Consider the following 22,851-nt stretch of genomic DNA (forward strand, 5'->3'; position numbering starts at 1 on the left):
CCCATTCCTATGAATGGGGGTGTTTTTTTATGGGGTGGTTTATTTATACCTACAATGTTTTAAACATTAAAATTGATTCAAATTATAAAGAAATAAAGCTACTCTAAAATTGGTTACTTAATTAGAAATTTAATCTGCAACAGATTTGCGATTTAATAAATATAAGGACTTATTCAATGCCAACTAAAGAACAACTAACTCAAAAGCAAATTGAGTTACTCCTTGAATTATTAAAAAATAGATTTGAAAAGAACACACATCGTCATCAAGAAATGAATTGGTCGGATGTGCAAAATAAACTAATTAAAGATCCTGATAAATTGCGGTCATTGCTGGAAATGGAAAATACAGGAGGAGAGCCTGATGTTATTGCTTATGATCAGCAGAAAGATGAATATTTATTTGTAGATTGCTCTCTTGAGACACCTAAAGGTCGTAGAAGCCTTTGCTATGATCGTGAGGCCCTAGAATCTAGAAAAGATCATCCTCCTAAAAATAGCGCAATAGATGTAGCTAAGGAAATGGGAGTTGAACTTTTAACAGAAGAGCAATATTACCAACTACAAGAAATTGAAGAGTTTGATCTTAAAACATCAAGTTAGCTCAAAACCCCAAATGAGATTCGTAAACTAGATGGAGCACTTTTTGCTGACCGTCGATATGGCCGTGTCTTTATTTATCATAATGGAGCACAGTCTTATTATGCTGTCCGTGGTTTTCGTTGTTGCTTAAGAGTATAGGCATTGCATTGTATTTGAATAAAAAGAAGAGGCTTTGATGTTTTATGCCAAGAAAATGGAGATTCTTGCAACTTTTGATTGATGTCAAACATGACAAGATATGTTCTGCAATTAAATAAAAACATCAGGACATCTGTAGAAATGCAACCAAACCTAATTTACTATAATGAACAACATATTGCTTTTGCTGATAATGTTCGTCGATTTGTACAAAAAGAAATGGCTCCTTTTGTTAATGAATGGGATGAGGTTGAGACATTCCCAAGAGAGCTATATAAAAAGGCTGCTGAAATTGGTCTATTAGGTTTAGGTTTTTCTGAGGAATATGGCGGTATTCCAGATGCAGATCCATTTTATTCATTGCTGGCTGGTGTAGAAATGGCAAAAGCTGGTTCGGGTGGAGTACATATTTCACTCATGGTACATACCATTGGTGCTCCACCAATTCAGCATTTTGGTAGTGAAGAATTAAAGGTCAAAGTTTTACCGGGGATTATTTCTGGGGAAAAGATTTCAGCATTGGCGATTACTGAACCAGGAGGAGGGTCAGATGTCGCTGCATTGCAGACCAAGGCTGTCAGGGACGGTGATTACTATATTGTTTCTGGTGAGAAGACCTTTATTACATCGGGGATTCGTGCTGACTACTATACAGTTGCAGTACGTACAGATCCGACAAAAACGGGTGCTGAAGGTATCTCAATGTTGCTAGTTGATGCGCATAGTGAGGGAATTACTAAAACACCTTTAAAGAAAATGGGTTGGTGGGCTTCAGATACGGCGCATTTGCATTTTGATCAAGTACGAGTCCCTGCATCAAATTTACTGGGTAAAGAAAATGCTGGTTTTAAAGTGATTATGAATAACTTTAATATGGAGCGGTTTTTCTTAGGTGTAGTGGCTTATGGCTATGCATTGGTGTGTTATGAAGAAGCTTTGGATTGGGCACAGCAGCGCAAGACCTTTGGTAAGCGATTGATTGATCATCAAGTGGTTCGTCATAAATTGGTAGATATGGCAACGCAATTAACCTCAACACGGGCATTACTTGAAGAAACTGCATGGAAAATGACTCAGCCGAATTTACAGGGGCCTGAGTTGGTGGCACAAATTTCAATGCTTAAAAATGTTGCTACTCGCACTATGCAATTTTGTGCTGATGCAGCTGTGCAAACATTGGGTGGCATGGGCTTTATGCGAGGTACTAAGTCTGAACGTATTTACCGTGAAGTAAAGGTCAATATGATTGGTGGTGGTGCTGAGGAAATCATGAAAGATTTAATTAGTAAACAGTTAGGTTATTAATTCTTGCAGGGTGGCCATTGAGCCACCTTTTTTTATTTTAATGCCATCTCCCAAACCATTTCGGTCAGTTCATCAATTTTGACCTTTCCTTCAAGTTTATACCAAGTTACGGTCCATGAAATCGCTCCACCAACTAAACGTCGCCAAATAAAGGCATCGTGCTTTATCTTGCCTTGAGTACGTAACTTTTCAATGACATCTAACCAGATTTGTTCATATTCATTACGCATTTCTAAAAGATAATCTTGTTTTTCTTTTGACAGCGCAAACCACTCATAAACTAAAACAGCCATGGCTGCACCGGTATCTCCTGTAATTGAGATGAGTTCGGCTTTAATAAGGGCACGTAATTGTTGCTCTGGATCTGTAGATTGAGTTGCTGCATCTTCTAAACGGGCTAGGTTATAAATGATGGTTTGCTCCATCACATGGGCAAGGATGTCATCTTTACTTTTGAAGTGATGGAACAAACTCCCCGATTGAATACCAATGAATTGAGCGAGTTCACGGACTGTAGTTTTGTCATAACCTTGTTTATGAAATAGGTACGCAGCACCTTGTAGTAGGCGTCCACGCGGGCTGTCATCAAAACAGGAGATATTGGGAATTTGTTCAATTGAGGTAGCAATCATGCGAAAACGTGAACCTGTAAAAATATGAATCGAAATATTCACCAAATCTCAGCACATTTCTAAGCAATGATTGAGTTTGGAAGTTTTAGTCATTATTACAATAACATTTTGCACTTTACAAACCAAGCGCTTGCTTGGTATGGTTAAGCGTAATTTTTATACAGAATAATGAGAAATGAAATGACAAGTAATCAGCAGGATGATGGGCGTGTCGTAAAAATAGGTTGTGCCTCAGGTTTTTGGGGGGATACCAACACTGCGGCTTTCCAATTGGTGCATTTAACCGATATTAATTATTTAGTCTTTGATTATTTGTCAGAAATCACCATGTCGATTATGGCAAAAGCGATGATGGTCGAGCCAAAGCATGGTTATGCTTTGGATTTTGTCAGTCGGGTGATGGCACCTCTACTTAAAAAAATTGCAGAAAAAAAGATTAAGGTGATTAGTAATGCTGGTGGTGTTAATCCATTGGCTTGCCGCGATGCCTTGCAAAAAATTATTAAAGAGTATGGCTTAGACCTGAAAATTGCTGTGGTTTTAGGTGACGATCTTTTACCAAAACATGAGCAGCTTAAGCAGCAGAATGTTCTGGAAATGTTTAGTGGTGAACCTTTACCCGGACAAGTAGCGAGTAGTAATGCTTATCTTGGGGCAGTGGCTATTCGTGATGCTTTGAATCTAGGCGCAGATATTGTGATTACTGGTCGTGTTGTTGACTCTGCTGTGGTACTTGCTCCTTTACTTAATGAATATCAATGGTCTTTAGATGACTATGACAAATTAGCACAAGGTTCCTTGGCTGGTCATGTGATTGAGTGTGGTGCCCAATGTACAGGCGGCAATTTCACCGATTGGCATTTGGTACAAGGCTTTGACAATATGGGTTTTCCAGTGGTTGAAGTGAGTGAAGATGGTTCATTTGTTGTAACCAAACCACAGGGGACTGGTGGTCTGGTTTCTACCGCTACGGTTGCTGAGCAAATCGTTTATGAAATTGGCAATCCTCAAGCATATTTACTACCCGATGTAATTGCTGATTTCAGCCACGTGCATTTAGAGCAAGTCGGGGAGCACCGAGTTCGTGTGACGGGTGCAAAAGGGCAAGCACCAACTACACAATATAAAGTCAGCGCGACCTATCCTGATGGTTATCGGGTTTTAGTGAGTTTCCTCATTGCAGGACGTGAGGCACCACAAAAAGCACAAGTCATTGCCGATGCGATTTTGACTAAGTGTGAACGTGTTTTAGCAATGCGTTCAGTGCCACCTTTTAGTGAAAAGTCTGTTGAAATTTTAGGTATTGAAAGTACCTACGGCAAACATGCCCAAACATTAAATAGTCGTGAAGTTGTGGTCAAAATAGCTGTAAAACACATGTTTAAAGAAGCATGTATGTTCTTTGCATCTGAAATTGCACAAGCTTCAACAGGTATGGCTCCTGCCTTGGCAGGAATTGTTGGAGGCCGACCCAAAGCATCTCCAGTGATTAAATTATTTTCATTTTTAATCGATAAAGATCAGGTAAATGTTGAAATCGATTTTGAGGGCAATCGCTATCCAGTTGAGATTCCTCGGGGTACTTCTACAGAGCAATTCCCTAATTTGGGGGCAGGTGAAAGTGTAATTTATCAAGGGAATGAAATTGAAGTTCCTTTGATTGAAATTGCACATGCCCGCAGTGGTGATAAAGGTAATCATAGCAATATCGGTGTGATTGCGCGTAAAGCAGAATACTTACCATGGATTCGTGCGGCACTGACTGAACAGGCGGTTGCTAGTTATATGCAGCATGTTTTGGATGCAGAGAAAGGGCGAGTAATTCGTTATGAGTTACCGGGTTTAAATGCACTGAATTTTATGTTGGAAAATGCCTTGGGTGGCGGTGGTGTTGCAAGCCTACGCATAGATCCGCAAGGGAAGGCCTTTGCACAACAATTATTGGATATGCCTGTAAAAGTTCCGGCACATCTTTTAGAAAAATAAAATGAATGGATGAAACAAAGATGAGTTATCAATCAATTTTTAGACCAGATGCTTTTGCTAATAAAGTCGTGACTGTGACGGGTGGTGGCTCAGGGATAGGCCGCTGTACTGCACATGAGCTTGCCGCTTTGGGGGCACAAGTAGTGATTACAGGACGCAAAATTGAGAAATTAGAGAAAGTAAGCCAAGCAATTATAGAAGATGGTGGCTTGGTTCATTTCATTGTTTGTGATAACCGTGAAGAAGAGCAAGTCAAAAATATGATTGCCGAGGTGATTGAAAAATTCGGTAGATTGGATGGTTTGGTGAACAATGCGGGCGGTCAGTTTCCATCTGCCTTGGAAAGTATTTCTGCCAATGGTTTTGATGCCGTTATACGTAATAACTTGCATTCAACTTTTTACCTGATGCGCGAAGCTTATAACCAATGGATGGCAAAACATGGCGGCAGTATTGTCAATATGACTGCCGATATGTGGGGTGGTATGCCGGGAATGGGGCACTCGGGTGCAGCACGTTCAGGGGTGGATAATCTTACTAAAACAGCATCGGTTGAATGGGGTAAATCGGGCGTTCGAGTAAATGCTGTTGCACCGGGGTGGATTGTGTCATCAGGGATGGATAATTATAGCGGTGATTTTGCCAAAGTGATTATTCCAAGTCTTGCTGGTAATGTACCATTAAAACGTATGGGAACAGAGTCTGAAGTTTCATCGGCAATTTGTTATTTACTCTCTGATGCCGCAGCTTTTGTGTCCGGTGTAACTTTGCGTATTGATGGTGCTGCATCGCAAGGGACACGCATGTATCCACTAGCCGAGGCGACAAATAGTCAGTCTTATAATGGTTTCCATCGCGCGTTTATTCCTGAAATTTTTAAAAAAGATAAAACTGAAAAAGTCGAGCACAACAATAATTCAGGTTTGGAGTGAGGAATAAAAATGACCATTCTTCAATCCGAAATTACTGTTGGTAGTGAACAGTATCAAAAGAATAAAGAGGCACTGCTTGCTCAGCTGAGTGAAGTCCGTGCAATTCAACAAAAAAGCATTGATAAGTCTTATGCTGCCAAAGCGAAGTTTGACAAGAAAGGCAAGATTTTGCCGCATGAGCGTCTACGGTTATTACTCGATGCAGATTCTCCTTTTATCGAACTATGCGGTTTGGTTGGCTACAACATGCATGATGATAAAGATGGTTCGGAAGCTGGTGGTGGCGTAATTGCCGGCATTGGTTTTGTCAGTGGTGTGCGCTGTTTGGTCTCAGCAAGTAATAGTGCAATTAAAGGTGGAACCATGTCGCCCATGGGTGTACAGAAAACACTGCGTTTGCAAAAAATTGCTTTGGAACAAAAACTCCCGCTGATTACGCTGACCGAAAGTGGCGGTGCCAACTTAAATTATGCAGCAGAAGTATTTACCTATGGCGGTATGACCTTTGCCAATCAAGCACGTTTATCTGCGGCAGGTATTCCACAACTTGCAGTGGTACATGGGAATGCAACGGCAGGAGGAGCTTATCAACCAGGTCTTTCGGATTATGTCATTGCTGTACGCAAACAAACCGAAATGCTTCTTGCAGGCCCACCTTTACTTTTGGCTGCTACGGGTGAAGTCGCTACAGCGGAGGAATTGGGCGGTGCAGAAATGCATGCGCAGGTCGCTGGAACAGCAGAATATTTGGCTGAAAATGATGCTGATGGTATTCGACTTGCACGTGAAATTTTTGAACATCTGAACTGGAAAGAACAAATCAAACCAGTTGAAACAACATATAAAGAACCTCGTTACGATGTCGATGAACTGTTGGGTGTGATTCCAAACGACCCGAAACAACCACTGAATATGAAAGAAGTGGTTGCGCGCATTATTGACGATTCAGATTTTCTAGAATTTAAACAGGAATATGATGATTTAACGGTATGTGGTTGGGCAAAAATTGGTGGTTTGCATATTGGTATTATTACCAATAATGGTCCGATTACGCCTCAAGGAGCAGCGAAAGCAGCTCAGTTTATACACCTGTGTGAGCAGACTAAACGTCCATTATTGTTCTTGCATAACACCACAGGTTTTATGGTGGGAACCGATGCCGAACAAAGTGGCATTATCAAGCATGGCTCGAAACTGATTCAAGCGGTTGCCAATTGTACCGTACCTAAAATTTCTATTGTTGTGGCAGGCTCATATGGTGCAGGTAACTACGCGATGTGTGGTCGAAGCTTATCGCCAGATTTTATCTTTGCTTGGCCAAATTCGCATGTTGCTGTCATGGGATCTGCACAGGCTGGAAAGGTGCTACGCATTGTGGCAGAAGGAAAACAAAAAGCTTCTGGTCAGGAGCCGAATCCGCAAATGCTCGATTTTCTTGAGCAAAGCACTGCGATGAAATTGGAGCAGCAATCTACCGCGCTTTTTAATACGGCCATGTTACATGATGATGGCATTATCGATCCGCGAGATACCCGAAAATTATTAATTTTCCTTTTACAGACCATTTATGAAGCACAGCAACGAGAGCTAAATCCAACTCGTTTTGGTGTGTCCCGTTTTTAATCAACCTTTACCGCAATTAAAAAAATTAATAGGAATAACACAATGAAATTTACTGCTGAACATGAAGCATTACGTCGCACAGCACGTCAATTTGTTCAAAATGAGCTGAATCCACATATTCCGGAATGGGAAGAAGCAGGGCAATTCCCAATTCATAATGTATTTAAAAAGATGGGCGATCTCGGCTTATTAGGGATTTGTAAGCCTGAAGAAAATGGCGGTTTGGCTTTAGATTACTCTTATAACCTTGTGGTTGCCGAAGAAATTGGTCGTGCAGCGTGTGGTGGTGTGCCTTTAGCTATTGGAGTACAAACGGATATGGCAACACCTGCTTTGGCGCGTTTTGGCAGCAAAGAGTTGCGTGATGAATTTTTAACACCGGCAATTGCTGGGGAATATGTTGCCTCAATTGCGGTATCGGAAGTGCATGCCGGTTCGGATGTGGCAGCCATTAAAACAACTGCTAAAAAGGATGGCGATGACTATATCATTAATGGCAGCAAAATGTGGATTACCAACTCACTGCAGGCCGACTTCTTCTGTCTTTTAGCCAACACATCTGACGATAAACCACACGTCAACAAGTCGATGATTATTGTACCAGCAAAAACTAAAGGGATTAGTTTTTCAGAACCGCTGAATAAATTAGGTATGCGTTCAACAACGACCGCTCAAGTTTATTTGGACAATGTCCGTGTACCTCAGCGTAATCTGGTGGGTGTTGAAGGTATGGGCTTTATGATGCAGATGATGCAATTTCAGGAAGAGCGCCTATGGGCTTGTGCCAATGCCATTGGCGGGTTGGAAAATTTAATCCAAAAGACCATCGACTACACCAAAGAGCGTACCACCTTTGGTCAGCCACTCATTAATAACCAATATATTCATTTCCGTTTTGCTGAACTTATGACCGAAGTGGAAGCGCTTAAAGCATTAACCTACCAAGCGTGTGAACAGCACATTGCGGGTGAAGATGTAACCAAGCTGGCTTCTATGGCAAAACTCAAAGCAGGACGTTTAACTCGTGAAGTTGCTGATAGCTGTTTGCAATATTGGGGCGGCAATGGCTTTATGTGGGATAACCCTGCATCCCAATTGTATCGTGATGGTCGTTTAGGGTCTATTGGTGGTGGGGCAGATGAGATTATGTTGGGGATTATCTGCAAACTTATGGATATCTTGCCAAAAAAACAAAAATAAGGAATCAGCCATGACACTTTCGACTTCTCTACAAGCTATAGATATTGATGACAGCATTCAATTGGAACAAGACAGCAGTATTTTATATCTCTGGTTAAATCGACCGGAGAGCCGCAATTCCATGAACTTGAAAATGGTGAATGCCATTCAACAAGTTTTTACTACCATTCGTGATGACCTTTCAATTCGTGCTGTGATTATCCGTGGTGAAGGCGGGTCTTTTTGTGCAGGTGGTGACATTAAAGACATGGCGGCTTTGCGTGTTGAAGCAGCCAATGTTGGTAGCTTACAACCTTATGTGGATTTTAACCGTCGTTTTGGCGCCATGCTTGAGCAAGTCGAAGCTGCACCGCAGACTGTTGTGGTGATTTTAGAGGGTGCGGTGTTAGGTGGTGGTTTTGGTCTGGCTTGTGTTTCAGATGTTGCCATTAGCCGTGACAATACTCAGTTTGGTTTACCTGAAACGGGTCTAGGTGTAATTCCTGCGCAAATTGCTCCTTTTGTGGTGAAACGTATTGGCCTGACTCAGGCACGCCGACTTGCTTTACTCGGTATGCGTTTTGAAGGACATACTGCACTGAGTGTTGGTGTGGTTCATCAAATTGCACATAATGAAATCGAACTTGAACAAGCTTTACAGGAAACCATTCAGCACATTAAACGAGCAGCACCAGAGGCTTCGCGTGTAACTAAAGCATTGTTACATCGAACGCTCAATGAAAATTTAAATGAATTGCTTAATGATGCTGCACAGCAGTTCGCTCAAGCGGTTGGTGGTGCTGAAGGACAAGAGGGAACGATGGCTTTTATCCAGAAACGATTGCCAAATTGGGCCGATGAGTCATAAAAGATAAGGATAAAAATAATGAAATTTTCAAAAGTACTGGTTGCCAATCGTGGTGAAATTGCAGTTCGAGTTATGCAGACAGCCAAAGCCATGGGCTATCAGACTGTCGCAGTTTATTCCGATGCTGACCGTCATGCTCGCCATGTGCAAGAGGCGGATGAAGCTGTCTATATCGGTGCTTCAAAAGTATCGGAGTCTTATCTCTCTATCGCTAAAATTATTGAAGCTTGCAAAAAAACAGGGGCGGATGCGGTTCACCCCGGTTATGGTTTCTTGTCGGAAAATACTGAATTTGCTCAGGCATGTATCGACAATCAGATTACCTTTATTGGGCCAACCGCTTCTGCAATTGAGTTAATGGGTAGTAAACGTCTCTCAAAAATTGCCATGATCAAGGCTGATGTCCCTTGTGTGCCAGGGTATGAAGGTGACCGACAAGACCTTGAATATTTGGCTACTCAAGCAGAGCAAATCGGTTTTCCTTTGATGGTTAAAGCTTCTGCGGGTGGCGGCGGTCGTGGCATGCGTTTGGTACAGCAATCCTCTGAGTTGGTGGAAGCTTTACAAACAGCACGTTCAGAAGCTGAAAATGCCTTTGGTTCAGGCGAGCTTATTTTAGAAAAAGCAGTCATTGCTCCGCGCCATGTCGAAATTCAGGTTTTTGGGGATACACATGGCAATTATGTGTATTTGTTTGAGCGTGATTGTTCGATCCAGCGTCGTCATCAGAAAGTTGTTGAAGAAGCGCCATGTCCAGTGATGACGCCTGAACTGCGTCAGCAAATGGGTGAGGCTGCAGTGGCAGCAGCGAAAGCATGTGCTTATGTAGGTGCGGGGACGGTTGAGTTTTTGCTTGATGCATCGGGTGCATTTTATTTCTTAGAAATGAATACCCGTTTGCAGGTAGAGCATCCAGTCACTGAACTTATTACAGGATTGAATTTGGTTGAATGGCAGTTACGTGTCGCGAATGGTGAGCAATTACCACTGCAACAACATGAATTGACATTAAACGGACATGCGATAGAAGTGCGTTTGTATGCAGAAGACCCGCGTCAGGATTTTTTGCCTCAAACTGGTCAAGTCTTACGCTGGAAGCCTGCAACTTTGCCAAATGTGCGAATAGATCATGGCATGTTAACAACTGATGAAGTCAGTCCATTTTATGATCCGATGGTGGCAAAAGTGATTGCATACGGGAAAACCCGTGAGGATGCAATTCGCTTATTGGCGCGTGCAGTTGATGACTGTGTTTTGCTGGGTGTAAATAGCAATAAACAGTTCTTGGTCAATTTACTGCGTCATCCAGTTGTTGTGGCAGGTGATACCAATACCGCATTTATTCAGCAGCATTTTCAAGATGATAGTAGTCTACAGAAGCAGGTTCTATCTTTAGAAAGCTTAGCGATTGCTGCAGCATTATTTAGCCAAAGTAAAGGAACTGCGGCATGGCAAACAGGTCTTGGCGTGCCGTTACCTTTGAAGTTAAAATGTGATGATCAGAATATCCAATTACAGCTTTCATCTGTAAATAACACGTTTACGGTACAATTCTGTGAGCAAACTGTAAGTATTGAGGTTGTTGAAAAAACAGCGGAACAATTGATCTATCTGTTGGATGGCGTGCGCCGCCGTGTGCAATACGTATTGGATGGAGAGCAGCTTTATTTAGATCAGAATAATGGTAATGTTGTGATTCGCAATGTGACTTATACAGCACCAGAAGTTGCCGATGTAGCCGGTGATGGCAAAATTCGTGCGCCGATGGATGGTGCTGTGGTGAATATTTTGGTCAATAAAGGTGATCAAGTCATAAAAGGCCAAACTTTATTAGTTCTTGAGGCCATGAAAATTCAGCAACAGATTAAAGCTGATGTTGATGGTGTAGTGGAAGAGGTTTTAGGACAGTATGGCCAGCAAGTAAAAAAACGGCAGATGTTATTTACTATTCAAATCTAGTAAAAAAATACCGCTCTATATGAGCGGTATTTTACTTTAAATGAGGAGTCCTGATTTATTCTCCATCTGCCTCTGCAATCAACTGACTTGCTTTTTTTAGGCTATACAAGAGTTGTCCTAAAAGTACCTCTTTATTGCTGAGCGTCACCATAACCATCGGGTGATGAGTTGCTGGAATAGCAGTTAAAATGGCCTTGCCATTATCTGCATCTAAAGTAATGTTGTTACAACCAGTGAGTTGAATCTCTTTTAAAAATGCAGTGACCATTGCCAAAATTGAGCTACTCACTGCTGCTAATTTTGTAGTGTTACGGTAGTTTTTATGACTTACGGTCGCTAATTCAAAACCATCAGAAGAACAAATCATCACAAAGTCTACACCTCGTGTATTCATCAAAATATTATGAGCTTCATTTTTTGCAAGTTGTAGTAACTGTGTTGGAGCGGTTCGCTTTTGAGTTGGGATACTAAGCATGATCATTCCCTTTAGATGTTAAGCCTACCTTGACTTCAAGTGATGCAATTAATGATTCAACCATCATTAAAATTTGTTCTTCCTCACGTGCATCAATAAAAAACAACGGATACGGTAATCCTTTTGCTTTTATCCAATTACGATATTGTTGAAGTGATGATTCTTTATTTTCGTCAGCATGAGTAATACCAATCGCAATATTATCATTGTAATTTTGAAAGGTTTCTAAGTAGCTTTCTAGCTCAGCAATTGGGTTCGAACTATTATGATCTAATAATAAAATAACACCGATTGCACCTTCACAAATGACCGACCATATAAAATCAAAACGGCTTTGTCCTGGGGTTCCATAGAGTCCGATTTTGATTCCATCATCTAAAGTAATTTCACCATAATCAATGCCTACAGTGGTCTGGGTTTTCTGGTGACTTTGTACATCTGTATTGAATGCTTCTGTTTCCAGAATTGGAATTTCAGATAGCGATTTAATCGCTTCTGTTTTTCCTGCCCCCATACTACCTGCAAAGACAATTTTATATTGCTGTATAATCATAATTTCCCTTAAAGACCAAAACGCCGTCTAATTTTCCCTATAAAACTTTTAAAAAAATGATTGTCCGTATTTGAATTTTCTAAATAAGAATTAGGCGTGTAAGCACATTTATTTGCAGAAATAAATTTTCCATTATTTGCCATTAAGCAAGCTGTAACAAAGTGCAAGACGTCATTGATTGATAAGTTAAGCTGTTTAGCCACATCAGTAATTTTTGCTCCCTGTATAAAACAAGCAGAGAGTTGTAGACTCACTTTTCTATATTCTTTTTGATAGGGCTGTGGCCAATAGTCAATTTTAAAATAACTATCCTTCGAGGCTAGATTCTCAAAATTGTTTGAATTCCAAATCAGATTCCATAACCAGTCTTGTACATAATAATCTTTTTTACGAGAAACCTTAGTAAAATCCGATGTTTTTGCAAAAGCAAAGTTAAAGCTCATATTAGTTTGTGTTTTTTGACGAGAGGGCTCCAACCAAGCAATTTGAGTTCTATTATCAATAATCGCTAAAGTGCCTTTATCATCAAAGATGTGTAGCCTAGGATTTTCTGAACTGTGCAAATTCCTTATAAATTTATTATCAATGAATGGAGACTCATTTGATAAATCAGAAACTACAGCAAATTTTGTCTGATCTAAAGAGGACAATAAATTGTCCTCTAGCCATTCTAATAGAGGTTCTGTTTTTTCTACTGGTAGATGTAAGGTGTGTTCATAAATAGAATTTCTATTTTCTGAAGCTGCTTTCGTAACTTTTAAATAAAGAAATTTTTTCTTGTGAAGAATATTTTGAATATTATCTGCATCAAAAAAGTTTTCGTTAATGATTAATAAATCAATATGATTACTGGAAATATTAACCCAGTTAATACCATATTGATTTGATATTAGATTGCGGATTAATATTTTTAATTCATCTGAAACTTTTAAGCTTAAACCTGAAACTGCAATATTTATGCAATGACTATCCATAGTATCATTTTAAATTTTTATAAATTGATATAATGATTTTTTATGCTCTTTATAATGAATATAAAGAGCATAAACTAAATCACTTAACTGAAATCGAGCTCTTTTTCAAATGACTTCAACTCATGACGAGCCATAGCCAAATTTGATTTGCTACGGTCGAGAACTAAGTAAAGGAACAAATTATTATTACTTTCTAAAGGTCGAATTAAATGGTAAGCCTTACCTAGGGTAATTAAAATATCCTCAATATTATCATTTAACTTCAATGCATTAGCTACATTTCGCTTTGCGCGAATGACTTCTGTATTACCAGCAGCAGCCAATTCTAAATCAATTTCCCCACCACCTTGTGTTGCAAGTGATAATCCACTTTCCGAATCAACAAGTGCAGAAGCAATAAAACCATCAATTGTCGTTAAGCTATCTAAAGAAAGTTTAGCCATTTTTTATCTCTCAGGATTCTAAAATTATATTTACTACTTTTCCTAAAAGTAGCTGAAATTCATTATATTTTTGCTCGACTTGAAGTCAATAAATTAAATAAAAGTAAAATTGTTGTTTTGGGAAATAAGTGACACAAAATGTCAGACCATGGAAAATATTATAAGATTATTTTTACATTTTAATTTTAATATTGTGCTGAGTTTTACATTATATATTTTTAAATCTGGGTAAAACAATTGTAATAGAATATTAATAAAATACTTGTAGATAAGATGTTATAATTTAAATCATAAAGAAGGGGAAATAATGAATTCCCCTTTATAGCAATAAGTGAACTAAACGAGCTGAGTATAAATACAATATAAGTAACCCAAAATTGCTAAAGCAACGACAGGGGCAATAATCTTTGACCAGGTAGGTACCGAAATCTCAGTAGTTTGTTCTTCAATATGCAAGTCTTCGTGATGAGGTTGGGCTTGATGAACCATTTGATTGAACTCCTTCATTGTTGTATCCAATGATAGCTCTTCTTGTTCCACAGGTTTAGAACCAATTAATTCATTTAGGTGGTTTGTTAACCAAACCCAATCTTCAGCTTGACCAGATAAGTGTTCGATCTGACCTAAAATTAATTCTTTTAAGCCGTTATGCCCAAAACCACCTGTTTCATCGAGCTGATTAAGTTCTGCTAATTGCAAAGTTAAAATTTCAGAAATACTCTGTTCTAGTTCTGAATTTTTTAAAGTCGACTGATTATGTTTAGAAGTTGTTAAATGACGAGCAACTTCTTGAATATAGAGTGGGTCTGAGGTTTTGATTTCTTGATAAATCTTATTGTCATTCTGACGCCATAAACTAATTAGTTTTCCAAGCGTAAGAATATTCACCTCATCAATCAGTTTATTTTTTTCATTAACTGGATATTGATTTAAAAGCTGAGGCTTTTGAATTTTTATCTGCTCAGCAAAGTATTGGACTAAATCAAATGCCATGCTTTCTTCCTCTAATATTTAATCTAAAATTCTTAACGATGGTTTTTTCTTGGTTGATGTTGTTTCAGTTGTTTCTTGTACTTCTGACTCTACTGTATTTTCTACAGGTGTTACATTGGCATATTCTTCAGGATCAAAGAATAAACCTTGCCCATTCTCACGTGCGTAAATCCCCAAAACTGCTTGAATAGGGACATAAATATCTTTTGATGCTCCTCCAAAACGAGCTGAAAAGGTAATAGCTTCATTGGTGATAAGCAATTGATGAACTGCATGGGGCACAATATTTAGAACAATTTGCCCATCTTTAACAAATTGTTGCGGAACGTCGGTATGCGGTTGTGTCGCATCAACTAATAGATAAGGAGTAAGCTGGTTATCACAAATCCATTCATAGATTGCACGAGCAAGATAAGGACGTGTAGGGGTTAAATCAATAGTTTGCTCAGACATATCACGCTATTCCATATTTAATAGTTCATTGTAACGGTTTTTCTCTTGAGGCGTCATTGATTTAGCAAAAGAAGGCCGTTCAAAGATACGTTTACAGTACAAAAATATAGGTCGACAGTGCTGTTTTGGTAAATCAATTCCCATGCTATTTAATCTTAAAAAGATAGGGGCAAGCATGCAGTCCAAGATTGTAAAACTCTCAGACATGAAATACGGAAAATGCTGAAATAGGGGAGTAAGTGAAATCAATGTTTCACGTAGTTCTTTTTGAGCTTTTTGCTTTTGTTCGAGATTTAGAGAGTCTGCATGTTTTAACATGTGATCTGCTAATTTGAACCAGTCATTTTCAAGTCTCCAAATATACTGCCGCTGTTCTGCACGCATCATAGGAGCATCGGCATAAAGCTTACTTTGACGATAACGATCATCTAAATATTCAGCAATGATAGGGGCTGAAAATAATTTAAGATTTTGTTCGACCAACATTGGTAATTGGTTGTAAGGATTTAAGCTGGCTAAATCTTCGTCTTCATGGTCAGTTATGATCAATTGATATTTGATTTGTTTTTCTGCTAATAAGAAACGAATCCAGTGAGAACGGAAATCATCAGCATGACTGTAAAGGGTAATCCCCTGAATAGAGGTGTTTTCGACCGACATATCACAAGACGACGTGGTTGAGTGAATCGATTAGGATACTAAAAATGCTCTAGGAAATCACGGTTCTAAAGAGATAGTTTGTTTATATTTATAAGTTTGCATTTTATGGTTCTATTTTCATAATAAAAAAGCCTTGGAAAAATCCAAGGCTTTTTGTCCAACTCGATAAACGAATTAACGTTTAGAGAATTGAGGACGCTTACGAGCTTTACGTAAACCAAGTTTCTTACGTTCAACTTCACGAGCATCACGAGTAACGAAACCAGCTTGACGTAGAACAGGTTTTAAAGTTTCGTCAGCAGCGATAAGCGCACGAGTAATACCGTGACGGATCGCGCCAGCTTGACCACCGATACCACCACCTTTAACAGTGATGTAAAGGTCAAACTTTTCAGTAACTTCTAAAAGTTCTAAAGGTTGACGAACAACCATACGAGCAGTTTCACGACCGAAATATTGCTCTAAAGTACGGTTGTTAATAACGAGTTTACCTGTACCAGCTGACAAGAAAACACGTGCAGTTGCGGTCTTACGGCGACCTGTACCATAATTAGTAGCCATGTGCTGTATCCCTTAGATGTCCAAAACTTGTGGCTGTTGAGCAGCATGCGGATGCTCAGTACCAGCGTACACTTTCATTTTTTTGATCATTGCATAACCAAGAGGACCTTTTGGTAACATGCCTTTAACCGCTTTTTCAAGAACAGCTTCAGGTTTGTGAGCGATTAACTTCTCGAAGTTAGTCTCACGGATACCACCAGGGAAACCAGTATGGCGATAATATTTCTTATCAAGTGATTTTTTACCAGTCACTTGAACTTGTTCAGCATTAATCACAACGATGTAATCGCCAGTGTCAACGTGAGGAGTATAAGAAGTTTTGTGCTTACCGCGTAAACGACGAGCGATTTCAGTCGCAAGGCGACCTAAAGTTTTGCCAGAAGCATCAACAACATACCAGTCATGTTGAACTTCAGCTGGCTTAGCGCTGAGAGTTTTCATTAAACCACTACCTATTATAGTTGGTTTGGACTATGGAATCTGTCCAAACAAAAGGAGCGAGCATTCTAAACGAGTTTGTCCAAACTCACAAGAAAAATCCAGTTTAAGCCCTATAATTTAATCCATAAACTGATGAATGTCAGATATGTTAAAATTAAACAAATTCTTGTTATGTGTCTGGAGTGATTGTGCTGCCATTATATGTCACTTCCGGTGAGCCGGCTGGTATTGGTCCAGATATCTGTTTGAGCTTGGCTAAGCGGGTTGATGAACGCCCTGTTGTTATCTTGGGTGACCGAGACTTATTAGAGCAACGTGCCCAAAAACTTGGGATCGATATTCAATTTATAGAATATACAGGACAGCCTGAGTCATCATCTCTGAATGAACTCTATGTAGAGCATGTGCCTTTAAAAGCAGCTGTCATTGATGGTCAATTAAACCCGGCTAATGCAGCTTATGTATTAGAGCAACTGCGTCGCTCAGCTGATTATGCAATGTCTGGTAAAAGTGTTGGGATAGCCACGGCACCCGTGCAAAAATCGGTTATTAATGATGCTGGTATTTTGTTTAGTGGTCACACTGAATACTATCAAGAGTTTGCAGGCGTAGAGCGTGTCGTCATGATGCTTGCAACCAAAACTTTACGTGTTGCGTTAGCAACTACACATTTACCCTTAAGAGATGTAGCAGATGCGATTACCAAAGAGCGTTTGCATCAGGTTATTGATATTTTACTACACGACTTAAAAACTAAATTTAAGATTACAGACCCACGTTTACTCGTGTGTGGCTTAAATCCTCATGCAGGTGAAGATGGTTATTTAGGGCGTGAAGAGATTGAAACCATTAATCCGGTACTCGAAAGTTATCGGGCGCAAGGGTTTAAAATGAGTTTAAGCTTGCCGGCAGATACCTTGTTTACTCCAGAACATCTTAAAAATGCAGACGCTGTACTTGCCATGTACCATGATCAAGGTTTACCTGTGTTAAAATCACAAGGGTTTGGTGAAGCCATCAATATTACATTGGGTTTGCCTTTCATTCGAACTTCGGTTGACCATGGCACTGCCTTGTCTTTGGCTGGGACTGGTTTGGCAAAAAGCTCAAGTTTAAATGTCGCTGTTGATTTAGCTTTATCTTTAGCAGCGAGCTAAATTTTTCATGTTGGAAATGTTATATGTATCAAATTAATGCCCTAAACCCGAAAGATGAAGGGCATAAAGCTCGTAAACGTTTTGGTCAAAACTTCTTACATGATCAACGAGTCATTGCCAAAATTGTGCGCTCTGTAAGTCCGCGTACTGGTGACAATATTGTCGAGATTGGACCTGGTTTAGCTGCCTTAACCTCTCCTTTAATTGGGGAGTGTGATGCATTAACCGTAGTGGAGCTAGATCGTGACTTAGCTGCTGGGCTACCAGAACGTGTTCCACATCCTGAACGTTTGACGATTATAGAAGCTGACGCATTAAAATATGACTTTAGCGAACTGGTAAAAGATGGCCGACCATTACGTGTAGTCGGTAACTTACCTTATAACATTTCAACTCCATTACTTTTTCATCTCTTGGAATTTGGCAGTAAAGTTAAAGATATGCACTTTATGCTGCAAAAAGAGGTGGTTGAACGTATTACTGCTGAACCGAATACGAAAGAATATGGACGCTTGTCGGTAATGATTCAGTATTACTGTCAACCAACATTTTTATTTGAAGTGCCGGCTGGTGCATTTAACCCACCACCTAAAGTAACGAGTGCTGTTTTCCGGCTTGTTCCGTATGATCAAAAGCCAATTACAGCAAAAGATGAAAAAGCTTTAGCTCGACTGGTCGCCCATGTATTTACTCAGCGCCGCAAAACTTTAAGAAACAGTCTTAAAGGTATGATTGCAGAAGATGGCTTTGAAAAAGCGGGTGTTGATCCGATGGCTCGTCCAGAGACCTTAACACTTGCCCAATTTGTTGCTTTGGCCGATCAAATGGTGGCGTAAATGACTAAGCGTTATAACTATGTTATTGGCGATGTGCAGGGTTGTTTTGAAGCTTTAAAAGCCTTACTTAAAGAAATACGTTTTGATCCAGATCAAGACTTTTTATGGTTTGCTGGTGATTTAGTCGCACGTGGTGAAAACTCGGTAGGGGCATTGCGTTTTATTAAAAAGCTTGCTGATCGTGGCGCTGCTGCAACTGTACTTGGAAATCATGACCTGACTTTAATTGCGGGTGCACGCGGTTTAAAAGAGATTAAAGAAAAAGATCATACTCAAGACGTTATTGATGCGATTGATGGTGATGAGTTAATCGACTGGTTACGTAAACAGCCATTATGTTTATTGCCAAACGAGCATACGATCCTTACTCATGCTGGCATACCTTGTATTTGGGATGCGCAAAAAACTGTAACGTTGGCAAAAGAGGTTGAGGCTGTACTCGCAAACGAAGATTTATCTGTATTGGATGCTTTTTTAGCAGATATGTATGGTTCAAAACCAGATTTGTGGGAAGATGACCTAACTGGTTCTGCGCGTTTACGTTGTATTACCAATTATTTGACTCGCATGCGTTTAACCAATGCCAAAGGGGCTTTAGAGTTTAGTTTTAAAGATGCTCTGGATGCACCAATGCCGGAAGGTTATTTACCTTGGTTTGAATTTCCGAGCAAAGCGGCACAAACTCATCAAATTATTTTTGGTCATTGGGCTGCGCTCGAGGGCAGAACTATTGATGAGCAGATCCAGAATATCGATGGTGGCTGTGTTTGGGGCAGAAAATTAATAGCTTATCGAATTGAAGACAAAGAAATTTTTTCTGTTGAAAACCCTGTGCAAATATAAGCAAAGCGATGCTTTGCTATGAACGTAAGATGAAGCTAGTAGCTGAGTTAAAAATAAAAAAGCCGCAGAAGCGGCTTTTTTATTGGGAACTATTATTCTACGCGAATCCAAATTTGATTACGTCCCAAAGCTGAAACTCCAAGATAACCACGCATATGTAAGCGTTTGCCAGTTGCACTGAGCTTTGCTTTAAGTCCGTAAAGTTTGCCAGTATTTGGATCTAAAATTTTACCACCAGTATAATTAAGTCCATCTGTCTGTTTTAAACCTGTTGCGATATCCAGACCTAAAATCGGTTTATTGGTATAGGGCGCAGGGCAGTTATCACAAATCTCTTTAGGTGTATAACCTGGGCGTGGTGTAACTTTGACAATTTTTCCGGCATATGTCCCGTTCGCTTCTTTTCGTATTTCTACCTGTGCTTTGGGCGCACCAGTTTTATCATCAATTGTTTGCCAAAGACCTGTAATATCTGCTGCAAATGTAGCAGTATTGATCCCCAATACGAGCAGAGCTCCAAGAAAAATTTTCCCCATAATTAAAAATCCTTTTAACATTGAAAGGTCATCTTATTGGGAATTGATAGACCATTCAACGTTTATTTAATCTACTTTTTTAATTATGGTGTTCCAAAAGACAACATTAATGTTGGTAGCCAAATTGCAGTAAATACACCGTTCAATGCCATACCAAATGCAGCGTAACGACCTGCAACAGGTCCACGTTGCCAAGCTTGAGCTGTTCCTATGGCATGTGCAGCTAAACCTAAGGCTAAACCTGATGCTCTCTCATCATGAATATGTTTAAGTAAGAATGGGGAGAATGCTGCGCCAATTACCCCAGACAAAATAACAATAAGGGTCACAAGTGTTTCAGGAGCATGTAATAAAGTTGCGATGTTCAGAGCAATTGGAGTAGTTACTGCACGGGTGGCAAATGCAAGAATGGTGGGTTCAGACATATGTAACAAATAAGCCAGCCCCATAGGTAGGGCAACGGCGCTAATACTTGCAAAAAGTAAAATACCAATGACCGATTTAATTGGAAGATCATCGTAACGCATTGCAGCTAAAGGAATGGCTAAGGCCACAGTGACATAACCTAATAGATGACCAAATAAGTCATTCACATAAAGACGATATTGCTCATATGGCACATGTAGAACTGCAAGTAGGCCAATTACAATGAACATGCCGAAAACTAAAAGTGGAACTTGCGGGAAACGTCGGTTTAAAGGCTTTGCACACAGATAACCAATGAGTGTGATCAAAAATCCGTAGAAAATCGTAAACATTTTATTCTCCTTATAACCAACGTTTTGCCATTTTTGCATAGACCCACAAAGGTATAAGGGTACTGACCACTAACACCAAAAGAAATAATGGAATTTCCTTACCCATATGTACAAGCATAATTAATGAACCTGCACAAATGGGCAAAAAAGCGAATCCACTTTCTTTCATGATTTTATTATTGGTATCCACTATTCGAAGTGGAATTTTTTTAAACTTTCTCCAAATCAGTAAAATAATAAGTAAGCTGATTAGACCGACCAGATTACCTAATTCTGGATGACCAAAAGCACGCATAACGACGACAGAGCCTTCACGAAAACCAATAATGAGTAGTAATGTGATTACCCATGCTGTCCAGTCTATACTTTTGATCTTATCCATATTTTTTATCTCTAAAAGTTTACTTATCAAGTTTTAACTGATCTCGCCCTTGATTTCAAACTCTTCCAAGGGACGTTTAAATTGACTTGCGTGTTCTCCCAATATTTCATCTAAGGGTAGTTTTGCTTGGCGAATCAGCTTTTCTAACTTATGTGGTGCAATCTTCACATCAATATGTAATAAGCCTGCATCATCATAATGTTCAGACTCAATCACATTTAAGGCATAAAGTTGAGTACGTAATTTGCCATAAGCAGGCTTAAGCACGAGTGAAAACTTTTGAATTTGGCCCATTAAGCATTCTTGTACTGCTTTTTGGAGTAAATCTAGACCTTGACCAGAATGAGCTGAAACATACACTCGATCTGGGACGTGTGGCTCAGCATAAATGATTTTGGCTTCTTCACCGCTCAGGTCAATTTTGTTGTACACCCGAAGTACAGGAGCATCAGCGCCAATGTCTTTTAATACACTTTCAACTGCTTCAATTTGATCAAGCATGTCATGGCTATTACTATCAATAACATGCAGTAAAAGGGTCGCTTCTAGTGTTTCTTCAAGTGTTGCTTTAAATGATTCAACCAAATCATGCTGTAAGTTTCGTACAAAACCTACCGTATCTGCTAGCACAACAGTACCGATACCATCCCAGTCTAAACGGCGTAGTGTTGGATCGAGTGTTGCAAACAGTTGATCGGCTGCGTAGACATCACTATTTGCTAAAATATTAAATAATGTCGATTTACCAGCGTTGGTATAACCTACTAATGAAACTGTTGGAATAGCTGCTTTTTGTCTTGCAGCACGCCCTTGTATACGAGTCTGATGTACTTTGTCTAATTTATCTTTTAATTGGGTAATACGAACACGAATAAGACGGCGATCTGTCTCTAGTTGTGTTTCACCGGGACCACGTAAGCCGATACCACCTTTTTGTTGTTCAAAGTCGGCAGACCAACCACGAATAAGACGAGTAGATAAATGTTTAAGCTGGGCAAGTTCGACTTGTAGCTTACCTTCATGTGTACGGGCACGTAGCGCAAAAATATCTAAGATTAAGCCTGTGCGGTCAATAACTCGGCATTTTAATATTCTTTCTAAATTTCGTTCTTGAGCAGGTGATAAGGCATGGTCAAAAATAACCAGGCTCGCCTCTAGCTCCTGAACTTGCTCTGCAATTTCTTCGACTTTTCCTGAGCCAATGAAAAATTTAGGATTAGGCTTATTACGCTGAACCTTAATATGTTCAAGGATATCTGCACCAGCAGACTGTGCAAGTAGAGCAAACTCTTCGGCATCCAGATCATCTAATAATTGTACAGAAACACTCACTAAGATTGTGCGTTCACCGCCTTGATGCCGATCAACATATTCCACGTGGCTATAAATCCTGAAAATGGGAAAACTTTATTCTAGAGGAAACTTAAGCAAAAGGGGAAAGCGTTTGTTCTTATCCTTTAGATTAGTTATATGAGATTAGTCTAGTGTTCAGATTTATTTTATTTGCCGTTCTCTATCGTCAATGCAAGTTTATTACGAAACGTATAGAATGACTCGAGATG

24 protein-coding genes and 1 pseudogene are annotated in these 22,851 nt (G+C 39.6%); 11 read left to right on the forward strand and 14 right to left on the reverse strand.

The features are described from left to right. The first annotated feature begins 176 nt into the window (after window positions 1-176). Together RFW85_RS14035 and RFW85_RS14040 are read left to right on the forward strand one after the other, a co-directional pair. Window positions 177-740, forward strand: a pseudogene (locus RFW85_RS14035) (DUF4256 domain-containing protein). Window positions 741-881: 141 nt separating this feature from the next. Beyond that, on the forward strand, window positions 882-2,045 hold the full coding sequence (locus RFW85_RS14040; RefSeq protein ID WP_309171624.1) for an acyl-CoA dehydrogenase family protein: 1,164 nt from the start codon (window positions 882-884) through the stop codon (window positions 2,043-2,045). 32 nt (window positions 2,046-2,077) lie between these two features. Here RFW85_RS14040 and RFW85_RS14045 read toward each other — a convergent pair whose 3' ends face one another. Continuing rightward, window positions 2,078-2,677 carry a TetR/AcrR family transcriptional regulator gene (locus RFW85_RS14045; RefSeq protein WP_309171625.1) on the reverse strand — a complete coding sequence of 200 codons (600 nt, stop codon included), beginning with the start codon at window positions 2,675-2,677 and terminating at the stop codon, window positions 2,078-2,080. A 180-nt stretch (window positions 2,678-2,857) separates the two neighbouring features. Between RFW85_RS14045 and RFW85_RS14050 the strand changes: the two genes are divergently transcribed. Genes RFW85_RS14050 through RFW85_RS14075 form a run of 6 tightly spaced genes read left to right on the forward strand, consistent with a single transcriptional unit; the run spans window position 2,858 to window position 11,224 of the window. Next, window positions 2,858-4,663 (forward strand): acyclic terpene utilization AtuA family protein, encoded by a 1,806-nt coding sequence (locus RFW85_RS14050; protein ID WP_309171614.1) that lies wholly within the window; start codon window positions 2,858-2,860, stop codon window positions 4,661-4,663. 20 nt (window positions 4,664-4,683) lie between these two features. Then, a complete protein-coding gene (locus tag RFW85_RS14055) occupies window positions 4,684-5,595 on the forward strand; it encodes an SDR family oxidoreductase (RefSeq protein ID WP_309171615.1) in 912 nt (303 codons plus the stop codon). 9 nt (window positions 5,596-5,604) lie between these two features. Beyond that, on the forward strand, window positions 5,605-7,218 hold the full coding sequence (locus RFW85_RS14060) for a carboxyl transferase domain-containing protein (RefSeq protein WP_309171616.1): 1,614 nt from the start codon (window positions 5,605-5,607) through the stop codon (window positions 7,216-7,218). Window positions 7,219-7,260: 42 nt separating this feature from the next. Beyond that, on the forward strand, window positions 7,261-8,418 hold the full coding sequence (locus RFW85_RS14065) for an acyl-CoA dehydrogenase family protein (protein WP_309171617.1): 1,158 nt from the start codon (window positions 7,261-7,263) through the stop codon (window positions 8,416-8,418). 10 nt (window positions 8,419-8,428) lie between these two features. Next, window positions 8,429-9,265, forward strand: coding sequence for an enoyl-CoA hydratase-related protein (locus RFW85_RS14070; RefSeq protein WP_309171618.1), 837 nt, complete (start codon window positions 8,429-8,431; stop codon window positions 9,263-9,265). Window positions 9,266-9,283: 18 nt separating this feature from the next. After that, window positions 9,284-11,224 (forward strand): acetyl/propionyl/methylcrotonyl-CoA carboxylase subunit alpha, encoded by a 1,941-nt coding sequence (locus tag RFW85_RS14075; protein ID WP_309171619.1) that lies wholly within the window; start codon window positions 9,284-9,286, stop codon window positions 11,222-11,224. A gap of 55 nt (window positions 11,225-11,279) precedes the next feature. Here the strand turns inward: RFW85_RS14075 and RFW85_RS14080 are convergent, their stop codons facing one another. From RFW85_RS14080 to rplM, 9 genes are all read right to left on the reverse strand, one after another. Then, complete coding sequence (locus RFW85_RS14080) at window positions 11,280-11,699, reverse strand: roadblock/LC7 domain-containing protein (protein WP_309171620.1); 420 nt, start codon at window positions 11,697-11,699, stop codon at window positions 11,280-11,282. Beyond that, on the reverse strand, window positions 11,692-12,252 hold the full coding sequence (locus RFW85_RS14085) for an ATP/GTP-binding protein (RefSeq protein WP_309171621.1): 561 nt from the start codon (window positions 12,250-12,252) through the stop codon (window positions 11,692-11,694). Before RFW85_RS14085 ends, RFW85_RS14080 begins: the two co-directional genes overlap by 8 nt. A gap of 8 nt (window positions 12,253-12,260) precedes the next feature. Beyond that, on the reverse strand, window positions 12,261-13,226 hold the full coding sequence (locus RFW85_RS14090; RefSeq protein WP_309171622.1) for a hypothetical protein: 966 nt from the start codon (window positions 13,224-13,226) through the stop codon (window positions 12,261-12,263). A gap of 83 nt (window positions 13,227-13,309) precedes the next feature. Continuing rightward, window positions 13,310-13,669, reverse strand: a complete 360-nt coding sequence (locus RFW85_RS14095) for a hypothetical protein (protein ID WP_002117827.1) — start codon at window positions 13,667-13,669, stop codon at window positions 13,310-13,312. Window positions 13,670-14,005: 336 nt separating this feature from the next. Continuing rightward, the gene (locus RFW85_RS14100) at window positions 14,006-14,662 is read right to left on the reverse strand and encodes a hypothetical protein (protein WP_170249714.1); all 657 of its coding nucleotides are present in this window, start codon (window positions 14,660-14,662) and stop codon (window positions 14,006-14,008) included. An 18-nt stretch (window positions 14,663-14,680) separates the two neighbouring features. Further along, window positions 14,681-15,115, reverse strand: coding sequence for a ClpXP protease specificity-enhancing factor (locus RFW85_RS14105; protein ID WP_170249715.1), 435 nt, complete (start codon window positions 15,113-15,115; stop codon window positions 14,681-14,683). 6 nt (window positions 15,116-15,121) lie between these two features. Continuing rightward, window positions 15,122-15,775: a glutathione S-transferase N-terminal domain-containing protein gene (locus tag RFW85_RS14110; protein ID WP_002117854.1), complete on the reverse strand. Its 654-nt coding sequence runs from the start codon at window positions 15,773-15,775 to the stop codon at window positions 15,122-15,124. Window positions 15,776-15,949: 174 nt separating this feature from the next. Then, window positions 15,950-16,336, reverse strand: a complete 387-nt coding sequence (gene rpsI, locus RFW85_RS14115; RefSeq protein WP_002048725.1) for a 30S ribosomal protein S9 — start codon at window positions 16,334-16,336, stop codon at window positions 15,950-15,952. Window positions 16,337-16,348: 12 nt separating this feature from the next. Continuing rightward, window positions 16,349-16,777: a 50S ribosomal protein L13 gene (gene rplM, locus RFW85_RS14120; RefSeq protein WP_002117832.1), complete on the reverse strand. Its 429-nt coding sequence runs from the start codon at window positions 16,775-16,777 to the stop codon at window positions 16,349-16,351. A 173-nt stretch (window positions 16,778-16,950) separates the two neighbouring features. On the opposite strand from rplM, the gene pdxA reads away from it, so the two are divergent. Genes pdxA through RFW85_RS14135 form a run of 3 tightly spaced genes read left to right on the forward strand, consistent with a single transcriptional unit; the run spans window position 16,951 to window position 19,613 of the window. After that, window positions 16,951-17,934, forward strand: coding sequence for a 4-hydroxythreonine-4-phosphate dehydrogenase PdxA (pdxA, locus tag RFW85_RS14125; protein ID WP_170249716.1), 984 nt, complete (start codon window positions 16,951-16,953; stop codon window positions 17,932-17,934). A gap of 23 nt (window positions 17,935-17,957) precedes the next feature. Beyond that, entirely contained in the window at window positions 17,958-18,770 is an 813-nt protein-coding gene (gene rsmA, locus RFW85_RS14130; RefSeq protein ID WP_068564853.1) for a 16S rRNA (adenine(1518)-N(6)/adenine(1519)-N(6))-dimethyltransferase RsmA, read from the forward strand. Next, entirely contained in the window at window positions 18,771-19,613 is an 843-nt protein-coding gene (locus RFW85_RS14135; RefSeq protein WP_170249717.1) for a symmetrical bis(5'-nucleosyl)-tetraphosphatase, read from the forward strand. Window positions 19,614-19,705: 92 nt separating this feature from the next. Here the strand turns inward: RFW85_RS14135 and RFW85_RS14140 are convergent, their stop codons facing one another. The 4 genes from RFW85_RS14140 to hflX all read right to left on the reverse strand — a co-directional run bounded on the left by RFW85_RS14140 (window position 19,706) and on the right by hflX (window position 22,666). Continuing rightward, the gene (locus RFW85_RS14140; protein ID WP_068564887.1) at window positions 19,706-20,149 is read right to left on the reverse strand and encodes a DUF2147 domain-containing protein; all 444 of its coding nucleotides are present in this window, start codon (window positions 20,147-20,149) and stop codon (window positions 19,706-19,708) included. Window positions 20,150-20,232: 83 nt separating this feature from the next. Next, complete coding sequence (locus RFW85_RS14145; protein ID WP_170249719.1) at window positions 20,233-20,907, reverse strand: LrgB family protein; 675 nt, start codon at window positions 20,905-20,907, stop codon at window positions 20,233-20,235. A 10-nt stretch (window positions 20,908-20,917) separates the two neighbouring features. After that, the gene (locus RFW85_RS14150; RefSeq protein ID WP_016143025.1) at window positions 20,918-21,289 is read right to left on the reverse strand and encodes a hypothetical protein; all 372 of its coding nucleotides are present in this window, start codon (window positions 21,287-21,289) and stop codon (window positions 20,918-20,920) included. Window positions 21,290-21,322: 33 nt separating this feature from the next. Then, complete coding sequence (hflX, locus tag RFW85_RS14155) at window positions 21,323-22,666, reverse strand: ribosome rescue GTPase HflX (RefSeq protein WP_309171623.1); 1,344 nt, start codon at window positions 22,664-22,666, stop codon at window positions 21,323-21,325. Window positions 22,667-22,851: the final 185 nt, after the last annotated feature.

Source organism: Acinetobacter sp. 12966, assembly GCF_031196995.1.
Lineage (GTDB): Bacteria > Pseudomonadota > Gammaproteobacteria > Pseudomonadales > Moraxellaceae > Acinetobacter > Acinetobacter geminorum.